The sequence below is a fragment of the Photobacterium alginatilyticum genome (assembly GCF_009910675.1).
GTDB classification, from domain to species: Bacteria; Pseudomonadota; Gammaproteobacteria; order Enterobacterales; family Vibrionaceae; genus Photobacterium; species Photobacterium alginatilyticum.
The window spans coordinates 18,155-31,620 of sequence record NZ_RSEJ01000023.1; the positions used below are offsets into that span (position 1 = coordinate 18,155).

A 13,466-nucleotide genomic window follows, 5' to 3' on the forward strand; every position below is an offset into this window, starting at 1 on the left:
TATTGCTCGCAAGGCAATACTCCACCATTTAAATCCGCTCAGCCTATAGAGATATTCACGTAACGAATGCATAATGTTTTCTAAGCCCATGATTGAGCTCGTAAATTTCGACTCGTTAACTATCGCTGCCGGGATGAGTTTGTTACAGTCTAGACATAACAGCAATCACAACCATTGATTGCTTTATCATTTTGCCCTCAATAACACGGTTCCATAATGACTACGAGACAGCCTATGTACTATGCCGAAATAACCGGCTGGGGGAAGTGTTTACCTCCAACGGTATTAACTAATGATGAATTAAGCCAATTTGTCGATACCTCTGATGAGTGGATCCGTACCCGGACAGGCATCGAGACTCGCCATATCAGCCATGTCAATACTTCTGAACTGGCGAGAGTTGCAGGTTCGCGGGCGCTGGCAGCTGCCGGGATTGATGCCAGGGAGTTGGACTTAATTATCATTGCCACCTGCTCACCGGATACACTAATTCCCAATATTGCCTCAAAAGTCCAGCGAGAGCTTGGAGCAGCCAAAGCCGCTGCTTTTGATATGAATGCAGCATGCACAGGCTTCCTCTACGGACTCGAGACAGCAACACGCATGATTCAGGCCGGCAGTTACGAACATATATTGGTAATCGGTGCCGAACGCTTGTCCTGGCTTCTTGATTGGAGCCAGCGCGATACGGCAGTCTTATTTGGTGATGGAGCCGGTGCTGTTGTGCTTAGCCGTTCAGAGCAAGAATCCGGCCTGTTGGATGCACAGCTTGGATGTGACTCCGAAGGTCGTGACGTTCTGGCTATCCCACAATTTGGCACCGGTATGGACCGGTTTAATCCCGACTCAGGCCATTTTGCCTTTGATTTTGTCGGACGCGAGATTTTCCGCCGTGCTGTTAGAGGAATGGATGCCGCTGCGCGAACGGTGCTCGAGCGAGCCCAACTAAGCAGTGAAGATATTGATATCGTCATTCCTCATCAGGCTAACAAACGGATTATTGAGGCGTTATGCGATCACGCTGGTATTCCAATCGAAAAAGCATTCGTCAATATCAACAAGTACGGCAATACTTCTGCAGCTACCGTGCCGATTGCACTGTGTGAAGCCGTTGAGCAAGGAAGGATCCAGCCGGGTAACACTATCTTGTCAGCCGCTTTTGGTGCCGGGCTAACCTGGGGCGCAAGTATTATCAAATGGGGAGAGCGCACAACACCAGTAGCCCTCTCTGATGCCAGTCTTACCGAGTGTAACCAGACAGCGACAGAGCTTCTTGCAAATGCCATTGAGCATTGTGTGAATAAGAAACCGGCCTAAATCTGGTATGTAGAGTTTTGAACCAGGTGTTACCCCTCGTATCAGCCAGCTAACTGGCTGATACAATTGCAACTAATTAGTTATCGACTTCGGCTTCCAGTATTTCGGCTCTGCGAAAGCAGTCAAGGCTGTGGTCATTGACCATACCACTAGCCTGCATGTGCGCATAAATTGTCGTCGAACCGAGAAACTTAAAGCCTCTCTTTTTCAGATCTTTGGCCAGTGCATCTGATTCCTGGGTCGTCACCGGGTAGTCAGATAAGGACTCAATATGATTTGTCTTCGGCTTTCCGCCAACAAAGCCCCAGATATACTTTGCAAAACTGCCAAATTCAGCCTGCACCTCCAAAAAACGCTGAGCATTATTGATGGCCGCCTCAATTTTACGGCGATTGCGAACAATACCTGCATTATCCATCAGTTGCTCGACTTTCGTCTCATCAAAAGTTGCAACTATCTTAGGGTTAAAATCGGCGAAAGCCCCACGATAATTTTCCCGCTTCTTTAAAATGGTGTACCAGCTAAGACCGGCTTGCGCTGATTCAAGAATAAGGAACTCGAAAATTTTATTATCTTCATACAGGGGAACGCCCCACTCTAAATCATGGTAAGCCACATAATCAGGTTTACTCGTATCGACCCATGGGCAACGTGTGAGGCTTTCAGACATAGGGAACCTTTGATGCAACATCATATTTATATGAACACCAACATAGAGCAGGCGAATAATGGTGTCAACTAAGCTGTCGCAACCTGGTTACGACCCAGTTTTTTCGCCTTATAGAGCGCGTTGTCTGCCCGTTGTAACAATGAATCAAAATTCTCGTGGCCAGAAAGTTGAGCAACACCAATACTACAGGTGATTGCCAAGCCATCATTCCAGTCGTTATTTTCGATTATTTGACGAAGTTCTTCACTGAACTCTGTAACTCCTGCCCTGTCTGTTCCTGAACAAAAAATAATAAATTCTTCACCGCCCCAGCGGACTAACACATCAGTTCGTCGAATTCGGTTATTAAGCAGTTGCGCAAACTCCCGAAGGATCTCATCCCCTTTATGGTGACCGAAGGTATCATTTATCAACTTAAAGTGATCAATATCGAGATAAATAATAGAGAAAGGTTGATGATTCATTCTCGCGTGCTCGAGGACTTCCTGCAGCCATCTATCAACCGCATTACGATTATTCGTTCCGGTCAGTGCGTCCTTATAGGCAAGCTCTTCAAAAAACAAGTTTTCCTGATGTAAGTTTTTATTTGCATTCACTAACTGAACTGTCTTTTTCTCTATCTCCTTAAGTCCACAATGTAGCTTCCATCGCTCCCAGACTAAAAAACCAATAGCGCTGAGCAACCATAAGAAAATATTAAAGCGCAACAGCATAGATTCCGAGAACCACTCACCGTAAAACACCAGTTTTTTCAATTTAAGGCTATAAGTTGTTGGTTTTACATTGCTGCCGGTCGCGATTTCTATAATCGTGACATTATTGAACTGCGGCCCGGAATACTCAATCGGCACTTCGTAGTCAGCAATCCACCAGGACAAGACCTGGAAAGCCTGCATAGGGATAACTTGTATTCCATTCCCTACCCCGGGAGCAAACTCGATCGCGTTAAACTTCGATGATACGGGATCACCTTTACTGGAGTATGCCGGATCAAAATTTCGCAAATACACTCGAATGCGCTCATCACTCAACGGGCTATTGTAGTCAATGTCCAGACCGATAGAGTGATATTGGCTAAGATCAATTCCTTTAACACCCGATGATAAGTTAATTGCCACTTCACAAAATGGCCATTTTGCCACATCGGCGATCTGACAACTTAAACTTAGCGACTTACCATCGTAATCAATCCACGACTGTGTATTTCCACCTTGGGTGGTATCGTCAATATTCTGGAAGGTCGCATTTCGTGGCGAAATAACAAACTCCCTGTCAAATACACCACATTGATATAATAGGTACGATGACGTTGTGATAATAATAAGTAAATAGGCAGTCGAGCGCAGTCGTTGGGTAAGCTCTGTCACATCTCTCACCTACAGCTAGCCTTATGAATAATAAGTGATTTATTTTCACAAACAGTAGCAAATAGCCTGAGCCAATGACAACAACTAATTTTTAATCGTGAATTAATTCGCTTTCTGGCACATATTTTCGCACTTTAGTTTTTATACAAATACCCATTATTGGCACAAAAAATCAAAACATGGCATCAAAACAAGCGTAACAGCACAACCGCCACTATAACAGAGAATAGAATGGCGGCTGATATGTACACTTATTTTTCGGAATAATGTTTATGGTGTCCGGCAGAGAGGCCGCTGTTATCGCATACGGCGACCACGATTTTTGTGGATCTTAGACTTTGCCTTTGCCCTTCGCTTCTCGGCTGAACGCCCGCGTCGATTATTGTCCGATAGATCGATAGTAGGATCCGGTTCATACCCTTCTAACCATTGCTGTGGCAATCGGGTATCAAGCAGTTCTTCTATCGCTCGTAGCGCCCACTCCTCATCCATGCTCATCAATGAGATAGCATGACCTGTTTGTCCTGCGCGCCCAGTTCGGCCTATACGGTGTACATAATCTTCAGCCTTAAACGGCATATCAAAATTGATGACATATTCAAGCTGTTCGATGTCCAGGCCACGAGCAGCAACATCAGTAGCAACCAGTACACGTGCCTTACCTTCTTTAAAGTCGTTTAATGCCCGTTGCCTTGCGCCCTGACTTTTGTCGCCATTGATAGAGACCGCCTTGATACCATCCAGCCCCAACTCTTTGGCCAAGGCATCAGAACCCTGTTTCGTCTTGGTAAAGACCAGCACTTGTTGCCAGTTTCTTGAGCCAATCAGGTATGAAAGTAGCTCGCGCTTTCTGTGCTTATCAACAGGGTAGACCATTTGTTCAACCGTCACCGCGGCACTGTTTGACGGAGTGACTTCTATCAGCTTCGGCTCATCTAAAATATCATACGCCAGTTTTTTGACCTGCTTCGAAAAGGTTGCAGAGAAAAACAGCGTCTGGCGGCTGGCTTTCATGCGGCGCATGATGCGTTTGATGTCATCAATAAAGCCCATATCCAACATTCTATCGGCTTCATCAAGAACGAAGTATTCCACCCTTGATAAATCAACGGTGCCAACATGAGCATGATCAAGCAGTCGGCCCGGTGTGGCAACCAGGATATCGGCACCTGCACGAATTGCACTAACCTGAGTCTTCATACTGGTACCGCCATACGCTACCGCTAACTTTATCTGCGTATTCTCGCTATACGAGGCAATACTGTCATAAACCTGTTGAGCAAGCTCACGAGTAGGTGTCAGTACCAGCGCCCTGATCTGAATGTCAGCCTTTTCGCTAACAGTAGCAGCCTCAGTCTGACTATCGGGTTTATCCAGTAATTGATGCAGCAGCGGAAGGCCAAAAGCCGCTGTCTTCCCGGTACCAGTTTGCGCGCCAGCCATAATGTCATGACCGGCCAGCACCTCAGGGATTGCCTGCTGCTGAACGGGAGTTGGCGTTTGAAACCCCAGGGCGGTAACGGTATCAACTAGCTGGCTTTGCAGCCCCAACGATTGAAATGACATTATGATTTTCCGGTTTTGAACTAAAGAGCGCGGATTTTAGCAAAGTTTTTGGCAAAAAATAAAAAAAGCACTGCTGAGCAGTGCTTTTTCTTAAAATGAGGTACTTTGTGGTATTACTTGATGTTCAAGAATGCAGCACCACGAACACCACCAGCATCACCATATTTGGCTTTCACGATTTTTGGCACTCGTGCTACAGACAGCAGGTGTTTAGGTAATCGCTTCGGCAGCTCTGTATATAGCAGCTCAAAGTTAGACAGGCCACCGCCAAGTACGACAACGTGCGGGTCAAGACCAGTAAATAGATTTGCAAGGCAGATAGCCAGCATTTCCATGAAACGATCAACATGTTCAACCGCCTTCTCATCACCGGCAGCGTGACGTTTGATCAGCTCAATCGCCTTCACTTTTTCGCCGTAATAGTGAGTATACAGTTGCTCGAAACCACGACCAGAAAGGTAGTTGTCGATGCAGCCCTTATTGTCACAGCCACACTCAAACAATGGTGCATTTTCGCCAAGGTGGAACCATGCATCGATAGGCATACGAGTATGACCCAGTTCGCCAGCTACGTGGTTTTTGCCTGAGAAAACATGACCATCGAAAACCAGACCTCCGCCGAATCCGGTGCCCAAAATCAGGCCCAGAACAGATTTTTCACCTTGAAGTTCCTCATCCCATGCTTCAGACAAGGCAAAACAGTTTGCATCGTTGTCGATAGAAACACTACGGCCTAATTTTTCCTCAAGATCCTTGCGAAGAGTGTGCCCTTTAGCTGCAGGAATGTTAGATGTAAGCAGAGAGCCATCCTCAGCATCTTCCATTCCTGGGATACCGATACCAATGTGGCCTTCACAAGAGAATTCCTTATCTGCCTTCTGAATAATGTCCACTAGCGTATCGACTAATTTGTCGTAATCATCACCCGGAGTCGGTACTCGTTCTGTCGCTACTCGCTCAAGTTTCTCATTAAATGCACCAAACTCAATTTTGGTACCGCCTACATCAAAGCCGTAGTACATCCTGCACACTCCGCAAAAAACATAAAAAAACAAAACTGAAAAAATTATCCACACATCTACACCTACTGACTGTGACTTGGCACAAATTTAGTAGGGATAGCGGTTGGCATAGCTCGCGTTTGACGAAAGAAACAGCAAATTGTTACATTTTATGACAATTAGCTGTTACTAAATTACCAAAACAGAAGATAACAAATTCAACAATTAAGCAGCAACATATTGTTTTAGTTGCTTCAAGGCTGAATCATCCGGCAATACCCGGTTCATTTTCCCTGTCAGGTAATTCTCGCGAAACACATCAAACCAGAGATCCAGTACATCTGCATTATGTTGCTCACCATAAAGGTCAATAATACGGGCAGCCACCTCGGCAGTACCAAGCTGGTTTTCTTTCGACGCTTCCCTGACTTTGTAACGAGACGGTTTGTCCGGGTTGATTGATAAGACTGGGAACTTATTCAGGTAAGGACTTTTACGAAACATTTTCTTAGCTTCGGCCCAACTGCCATCAAGCATAATAAACAACGGTCTCTTACCCGTCTCAACATCCACTTTCTCCGCGACACGCTCTGGTTGAGCATATTCGGCAGGAAAAACAACATAGGGTTGCCACTGAGGATCTTCTAACAACTCAAGCATGGCAGAGTTTGGCTCTGTACGCGACCAGATGTATGCGAATGTATCTTCAAACAGATCTGCGATAAGTCGACCGGTGTTACTCGGCTTTAATATCTCATCATCATACATAACCAATAAGAAAGCAGCATTTGAGCTTATCACGGGTTTTTCCGAGCAAATGCACAGGTGCTCACGGAGCATGCAGTAACTACAGCGTTCAACCTTGCAGCCTCGGGCTCTGAATGGGCGTGTAGAACGTGCTAGACGTTCTTCATATAAATCATGTACCGCGTGAATACGCATAGCAGCTATACCTAAAACAAGAAAACGCCAGCATTTTACTGGCGCTTAGCTTAGTTGCAATCAAAACTTATGTTTTCACTGGTGGCTGGCTAACGATGATAACTGATATCGAGAAAGAAGGGTTTGTTGCAGGTTAGCAATCTCCGCCACCTTGCTGGCTTCATTAACCAAGGTTTTCAACTGTTGATTGTTTGTCTGTGCCTGACCGGCAACATGCTCTACGCTTCGCCCAACCTCAACAGAAGCATTCTCCTGCTGCTGAGTTGCTGCAGCTATCGTGATCACCTTGTCGTTAATGGAAGCTATCATTTTTTGGATTTGGTCAATCGCCGCCTGAACCTCACTACTCAATTCAATCGACGAGGTCATTTCAGTTCGGCTTACTGCCATCGCTTCATTGGCATCCTTTGCTGCCTGATGAAGCTCGCCGATTGTCTTACGTATCGACTCTGTCTGCAGATTCGTCTCACTTGCCAGCTTCCTGACTTCATCGGCAACGACAGCAAAACCACGCCCCTGCTCACCTGCCCTGGCCGCCTCTATAGCGGCATTTAACGCCAACAAGTTTGTATTGTCTGCAATGGAACTGATCAACTCGACAACTTCGGTTATCTTGTTCACATGATTACCAAGCTCTGCCATACGCTGTTCGTTAACTATAAACTGCTGATCCAGAGAGCGAAGCCCGGAAGTACTGCGTTCAATTATTTCGACACCTTGCAGAGCTAGCCTGTTCGCCTGCTCGGCTTCAGATTCTGACTCGGTAGTACTGGCTACAATCTCCTTAATCGAACATTCCAATTGAGAAATGGCAGTTGCAATATTCGTAAGCTCACTGCTTTGTTGTTTCAGTGCAACGCGAGAGTTCGACGCTGCCTGCTGGCTACTCTCAGCGGCGATATTTAAGCTGTTGCTGTTTTCCACCAGCTTACCGAGTATCTGGCTATTATTGATATTCGACTGATTTAGCAACCCGCCCAGGATAGCAAACTCTTTAGGTGCATTTTGAGTCGCTCGGGCTGTCAGGTCGCCTTTACTGGTTGCATTTACGACATGATCAATCCGTTTAAGAGACGTCCTCACCGTACGACTTATCCAGCCGCTTGATGCAATAGCAAGTATCAAGCCTGCAATACTGATGGTAACAAACAGGGTTATCGCATTCTCACTGGCTGCCATTACCGCTGCCTCCCCTTCACTGACCATTACATTGGCACCATTTGTCAGGGTATCGAGCTCACTCATCACAGAGGCTATCACACCTTGAGTCTGTTCTACTTTCAACAATTGAGCATCCATTAGCTGCAGTGTTTTCAAATGACGTTCGACAATTCCCTGCTTGGAGAATAAGGCCTCAACCATTTCCAGAGGTACAGTAACACTGGTAAAGTCGGCGATGGTGCCATCGATTCTATTAAGCTCACGCCAAGCGTACTGCATTCCCGAGAGATTCGTCCTTTTCAGTTCACGTGCAATTTTCTTGGCTTTTACCGGATCTTTTTCAATGAGTAACGCGATTAGGTTGCTGGCCATTTCCAGCGAGTGATTGACAAAATTATTAACATGGCTCAAACCCTCGGGATTAGAACTATAGAGTTCCATTCCCAATCGGCTCATTTCAGCTCTCACCCCCGAGACAGCATAGCTCATCATTGCCTTGTCACCTTCAACTTTGGCCCGATTGAGCAATATCTGCTGTTGAGAATCCTTCAGGCTTAGTGACATTCCTTCTATCTGGTTTATTTCCTTCTTAAACCGAGCGACATCTCTGGTCAGCCAGTCAATTTTGTAGTTATCAGCTAGCGACTCCAGCTTACTCATTGCTGATAGAACGGACTGCTGATCCGTCTGAAGCTGCTGGTAAGCCACCTCTAGTACCTCAACGGAATCGCTGTTGATTATCTCCGCCAACCGCTGTGCCGTTTGTAACGAACCCTGAACAATAGCGGCATTGTTCATTGTAACTGGCAATGCCTGTCTACTTAATCGCTCAAACTCTTGTGAGACATTATTCAACCCTTTGTTGCCAAAATAGGACAAGAGCCCTCCTGTAGCGACAAGCAACAAAAATACAATCTGGATATAAGTAACGATCGAGAGCTTTGTCTTACCGAGCTTAGTCTGTTTCATTTTGAGAGATCCCTGATAAACCTTGCGCTATTATTCCTAGCTAAGATTTCAGTTTTAATAAGCGCACATGTTGATAACCAATTGTGGCGCTTCCATTTTTTAGCTCGGTAACTTACTGAGGATTTGTTACGGCAATATTTCAGATTTTTTATTTATCAATAAAATCAGGTGGGTATTTAATGTGTCAGAATTTCGCCAACAAATTTCAGGCACAAAAAAGGCAGCTCACGCTGCCTATAAATGCTGAATCGCTTTTTATTAGCCTTCTTGCAGGCTGATTGCACTATCAAACAGGTTTTTTACTAAGCCAATATAATCTTCAAGGAACGCTATCTGTTCATTGGTCGGGCAGCAGCGCCAAGCCCCCGCCAGCACTTCCGATAAATCTTCGACAACTCTATCGGCTTCCTGCATTAACTTGAAACGAAAATCGGCTTCAAGATCAGGATTTTGAGAGAACACTGCCATTAAATTCGTTGCTATCATGTCTGTCACAACATCTTCTACCGTTTCGCTACAACTGTCTTTACTGGCACGCTCGAACAAAGACAGGTGTTCGGTAAAATATTCTATAAGCGCATGATAACCTTCAGACTCAACAACCATAATTTATCTTTGGATTAGTAATAATTTTCTCCAATTCTAAGAAGAATCAAAAAAATTACAACAGTATCGACGGATGTTCTTGCTCTCGATCAAAGAGAATTCGCAACAAAACCGCAGTATATACTTTCTCAGCCACTAACAGCCCGCAAAGACTTTTCCTGTTCCTGGCATAGTTCCCGAGTATAGACAGTCGTTTGATTTCTGCCGTTCTGCTTTGATTCATACAAAGCACTGTCTGATAGTTCCAACCAGTTTTCATAGCTTGTCATCCAGGGGGCCCATTCACAAACACCAAGGCTGATAGTCACACTGATATTTCGGACATCGACTGCGACGGATGCTTCTTCGACGCGACTACGCAAACGCTCAGTAAAATACAGCCCTAACTCTGCAGACGTACCCGGTAAGATGACACCAAACTCCTCGCCACCATAACGTCCGGCGATATCGCTATGCCTTTTGGTCCTCCGCAGCAAGCTGGATACTTTCCGAATCACACCATCCCCGGCAATATGTCCGAATGTATCATTCACCTTTTTGAAATGGTCTATATCAAACATCACCAGCGTCGACGGAATATTCGCCTTTCGGCATCGTTCGAACTCTTCGGCCAGACATGCCTCCCAATGCCCACGGTTATACAGCTGTGTTAACCTGTCTGTCATGCTTAGGTGCGTGAGTTGCTCGTTTGATTCGCGAAGGTGTGTTTTATTCTTGGCTATGTCCGAGACATCAGTAATCGTCAGGCAGATATGCGACAGCTCACCACTAAGCGATTTTAGCGGCGTTAGGGTCATGTTCTGGAACATCAGCGAAGATCCGCCAGTGACCGGGCTAAAGTTGGAGAAGTTGAAAATGCTTGGCCTGTCTTCCCAGCAACTAAAGGAGCGCATTCGCAATTTGAAGGTGGATGCTATTTTATTTTTTAGCCATTCCACCGGCAGGTCATCGACAACGTCGAACAAATTATTGCCCATAATTTGTTCCGAGGTAATGCCGCTGTATGCCTGCATAAACGTATTCCACGCCCAGACGTTATATTCTTTATCAATGATCACTACACCAGCATCTATATTGTCCATTACCTGCATGGTTAAGTGAAAGTCAGCAAGTGCTACTTGATTCAATGTAGAGTTTCCATCATCTTCTTGATAACCTGCGTAGAGCTGTTATCCATCATAAATAAAACATCACATTCCAAGTCTAATGATTCAGCCTCATAGGTATACTCGACAGTGAAGAGTTCTGTTTTAATACTCTCACTATCACTCCATACCATATAATCTTCCAACACAATAGGCTGACGCACTGAAAAAGGAATATTCATTTGTTCAGACAGCGCAACTAAGAACGAAGACACCATAAGGTTGGCAATATCAATCACGATTTCGCTCTTGTGCTCATCAACCTGGCTAAAACCCATACGGGCTCCAAACACATCAACGTCCTTACCACGTAAGCAAACCAGCGCTTCTCCATGAATGCCTCCCCCCACAAAACGCTGTGCAATCGCAACTGACTCACTCTGTTGTTTAATATCATCAATCGCCATCTCCAGTTCCCCGGCACATAGCCTGGCAACATTCGGCAACGGCATCTTAATGAACTCTCCGAAGTGATCAGAGATAATTGCAGCACCTCGGCCCAAAGCGACATTGGCCACTTCTTTAAACGTCTGAATATATTCGTCGCCACTGCGATGAGACAAAGACGGAGCCAACGTTTCTGTTACATAAACACCGAACTTATTCAATATCGAGATAAGGTGTTCAGGATCAAAAGGCTTAGGTAGGAAATGATACGCACCGAGTTCGATACACCTTTCCATTGCCTGCCGCTGAACATCAGCAGACAATATGATTATTTTAGTCTGGTGCTCACGGTCAGATAAGGCCTGCAAGACCTCAAAGCCATCCATGACAGGCATCGTCAAATCAAGGAACATCACATCAATATCATGGCGAGAAAGGCACTCAAGCCCTTCTTTTCCGTTCTCGGTAAAAAACAGCGTCAAACCTACCTGCCCAGATAACATCTTGGACATGGCTCTGTGCACTACCGGCGAATCATCACAGATAAGAATGTTCTGCTTCCTTACCACGTTGATTTACTTCCTAAGTTTTCCATGGACTGTCTAATAATAATCAATATTCAATAGAATAATAATCACGGCGTATGAAATTTATTTAATAAGTGAGCTAGATCGTCTTTTTAAGCCTTATAGATCATTTAATACTAATTTATCCGGCTTATTTTTATGGGGCGCCCGGTAAATATCACACTGATATTTTTAGCTTTTATCGTCTAACAAACATAATGAATAGTTAAAAGTAACAATTAATGTGCATGAATTGTTGGTGTAATCATATTTCTCCTCCACATTATTCCATGCCAATAATATGAGTATGAAATGCTTTACACAATCATTCTGCTGTGATTTTCTAGTTATCAAATATCACTCGTTATAATACAATCTCCGCTACAAATCATAACAACATGGACAGCCTTCTATGAAAGTCATTCGTTGGATATTAGGCCGGGTAATTTTGCTGCTTAATACCATTTTTACACCAAAGTCAATCAAGCGCTCAGAAGCCGAACAAAAAGAAATTGACGATGCTGTTGCTCAACTCCATCTCTATCAATTCGATGCTTGTCCTTTCTGCGTTAAGGTAAGGCGCCACGCCAAACGACTCAACCTGCCGCTGGCGACCAGAGACGCGAAACAAGCGCAATGGGAAGAAGAGCTGGTTAATGGTGGAGGCCGAAGAAAAGTCCCTTGCCTGCGTATCGAAGGTGAAAATGGAGATGTCGAATGGATGTACGAATCTAACGACATCATTAACTACCTAGAGAGACGCTTCGCCTGATACATCTGCCTGCCTGAGCCGATTAAGCCTGCTTTTTGAGCTTAGGTGTGGCTGATTGAGCATTTTTTTGTGAGTCTCGCTATAAAACAGTGAGCCATATCAACCCGCTTTCTTTAAGGCTGTGCAATTAATAGCGTTTGATGACACACTGCCGATAAATGCAAGCTAGGTACCGAGTACACAATGAAAAAAACGAAAACCATCACTACAGACGACATCCTGCTAAAGCTTTGTCAGTCAATTTCTAATGTTCTATCCACTGCTACTGACAGCCAGATCGGTTACTCTGCAATGGTACAGAAAATCAATAAAACCAGCCTTAAGCCAGACATTGGCTGCTTTGTTCTTTTTGACGGCGGCTTTACTGGCCTGGTCGTTACCAACTTTTCTCAGCAAGCAGCACTAGAGCTCTATCAGAACTACATGCTTAAGATGGGCATACCGCAGGATGATTTAGCCATTCATCATACTTCCGATGAGGTGGCTGATGTATTGGGTGAACTGATGAACCAGGTTGTGGGGGATTTCACCAGCAAAATCCGTCGTGAGCTACGTATTTCCATTACACAGAACCAACCTAAGATGCTTGCGCTTAACAAGCAAATTTTGCTTTCTGTTGATACAAACCTGGATCGCCCTCAGGCCCGCCGCGTTAGCTTCACCACTGAAGACAACAACATTTTCTATCTCGAACTGGCCATGGATAAAACTGAATTTATCCAGCTTGAAGAGTTTGAGCAACATGATGAAGTCGATCCTGACACTATCATCGAAAATGCAAAAAAAGAACAAGCCCAAAAGAACAAGCAAGCAGTCCCTGTTGCCGAAGTTGATCTCGATTTGCTCGACGAATTAGGTATTTAAACCGCTTTGCTGCCAACCTGATCTCGTCTATCACACAAGATTAGATCAGGTTAGCTTTATTAATTCTTAAACACCCTCCACTTATCACTCTTTGCTAGACTCAGTGATGTCAGTTTTTGCCCGAGAGGCCTGA

At 44.9% G+C, this 13,466-nt stretch carries 12 protein-coding genes; 3 read left to right on the top strand and 9 right to left on the bottom strand.

Features of this window, described 5'->3' with window-relative positions:
* Window positions 1-234: 234 nt before the first annotated feature.
* Window positions 235-1,317, top strand: coding sequence for a ketoacyl-ACP synthase III (locus EIZ48_RS19695; RefSeq protein WP_160655365.1), 1,083 nt, complete (start codon window positions 235-237; stop codon window positions 1,315-1,317).
* Between the two features lie 76 nt (window positions 1,318-1,393).
* Here the strand turns inward: EIZ48_RS19695 and EIZ48_RS19700 are convergent, their stop codons facing one another.
* The 9 genes from EIZ48_RS19700 to EIZ48_RS19740 form a co-directional block, all read right to left on the bottom strand.
* Window positions 1,394-1,987, bottom strand: coding sequence for a DNA-3-methyladenine glycosylase I (locus tag EIZ48_RS19700; protein ID WP_160655141.1), 594 nt, complete (start codon window positions 1,985-1,987; stop codon window positions 1,394-1,396).
* Between the two features lie 68 nt (window positions 1,988-2,055).
* A complete protein-coding gene (locus EIZ48_RS19705; protein WP_160655144.1) occupies window positions 2,056-3,354 on the bottom strand; it encodes a diguanylate cyclase in 1,299 nt (432 codons plus the stop codon).
* Window positions 3,355-3,651: 297 nt separating this feature from the next.
* Window positions 3,652-4,920, bottom strand: coding sequence for a DEAD/DEAH box helicase (locus tag EIZ48_RS19710; RefSeq protein WP_160655147.1), 1,269 nt, complete (start codon window positions 4,918-4,920; stop codon window positions 3,652-3,654).
* Window positions 4,921-5,033: 113 nt separating this feature from the next.
* A complete protein-coding gene (nagK, locus tag EIZ48_RS19715) occupies window positions 5,034-5,942 on the bottom strand; it encodes an N-acetylglucosamine kinase (protein WP_160655150.1) in 909 nt (302 codons plus the stop codon).
* Between the two features lie 204 nt (window positions 5,943-6,146).
* Complete coding sequence (locus EIZ48_RS19720) at window positions 6,147-6,863, bottom strand: tRNA-uridine aminocarboxypropyltransferase (protein ID WP_160655153.1); 717 nt, start codon at window positions 6,861-6,863, stop codon at window positions 6,147-6,149.
* 75 nt (window positions 6,864-6,938) lie between these two features.
* Window positions 6,939-8,993, bottom strand: coding sequence for a methyl-accepting chemotaxis protein (locus tag EIZ48_RS19725; protein WP_160655156.1), 2,055 nt, complete (start codon window positions 8,991-8,993; stop codon window positions 6,939-6,941).
* A gap of 258 nt (window positions 8,994-9,251) precedes the next feature.
* Entirely contained in the window at window positions 9,252-9,599 is a 348-nt protein-coding gene (locus tag EIZ48_RS19730; RefSeq protein WP_075768142.1) for a DUF3802 family protein, read from the bottom strand.
* 128 nt (window positions 9,600-9,727) lie between these two features.
* Window positions 9,728-10,726 carry a GGDEF domain-containing protein gene (locus EIZ48_RS19735; RefSeq protein WP_160655159.1) on the bottom strand — a complete coding sequence of 333 codons (999 nt, stop codon included), beginning with the start codon at window positions 10,724-10,726 and terminating at the stop codon, window positions 9,728-9,730.
* Window positions 10,723-11,643, bottom strand: a complete 921-nt coding sequence (locus EIZ48_RS19740) for a response regulator (RefSeq protein ID WP_192928651.1) — start codon at window positions 11,641-11,643, stop codon at window positions 10,723-10,725. Before EIZ48_RS19740 ends, EIZ48_RS19735 begins: the two co-directional genes overlap by 4 nt.
* Window positions 11,644-12,109: 466 nt before the next feature.
* Here EIZ48_RS19740 and EIZ48_RS19745 point away from each other — a divergent pair, with 466 nt between their 5' ends.
* Window positions 12,110-12,469, top strand: coding sequence for a glutaredoxin family protein (locus EIZ48_RS19745; protein ID WP_160655165.1), 360 nt, complete (start codon window positions 12,110-12,112; stop codon window positions 12,467-12,469).
* Window positions 12,470-12,652: 183 nt separating this feature from the next.
* The gene (locus tag EIZ48_RS19750; RefSeq protein WP_160655167.1) at window positions 12,653-13,333 is read left to right on the top strand and encodes a DUF3334 family protein; all 681 of its coding nucleotides are present in this window, start codon (window positions 12,653-12,655) and stop codon (window positions 13,331-13,333) included.
* Window positions 13,334-13,466: the final 133 nt, after the last annotated feature.

Coding starts and splice junctions, on each gene's coding strand:
- EIZ48_RS19695 (WP_160655365.1), top strand. CDS start 235: ATGTACTATGCCGAAATAACCGGCTGGGGGAAGTGTTTACCTCCAACG.
- EIZ48_RS19700 (WP_160655141.1), bottom strand. CDS start 1,987: ATGTCTGAAAGCCTCACACGTTGCCCATGGGTCGATACGAGTAAACCT.
- EIZ48_RS19710 (WP_160655147.1), bottom strand. CDS start 4,920: ATGTCATTTCAATCGTTGGGGCTGCAAAGCCAGCTAGTTGATACCGTT.
- nagK (WP_160655150.1), bottom strand. CDS start 5,942: ATGTACTACGGCTTTGATGTAGGCGGTACCAAAATTGAGTTTGGTGCA.
- EIZ48_RS19720 (WP_160655153.1), bottom strand. CDS start 6,863: ATGCGTATTCACGCGGTACATGATTTATATGAAGAACGTCTAGCACGT.
- EIZ48_RS19725 (WP_160655156.1), bottom strand. CDS start 8,993: ATGAAACAGACTAAGCTCGGTAAGACAAAGCTCTCGATCGTTACTTAT.
- EIZ48_RS19730 (WP_075768142.1), bottom strand. CDS start 9,599: ATGGTTGTTGAGTCTGAAGGTTATCATGCGCTTATAGAATATTTTACC.
- EIZ48_RS19740 (WP_192928651.1), bottom strand. CDS start 11,643: ATGTCCAAGATGTTATCTGGGCAGGTAGGTTTGACGCTGTTTTTTACC.
- EIZ48_RS19745 (WP_160655165.1), top strand. CDS start 12,110: ATGAAAGTCATTCGTTGGATATTAGGCCGGGTAATTTTGCTGCTTAAT.
- EIZ48_RS19750 (WP_160655167.1), top strand. CDS start 12,653: ATGAAAAAAACGAAAACCATCACTACAGACGACATCCTGCTAAAGCTT.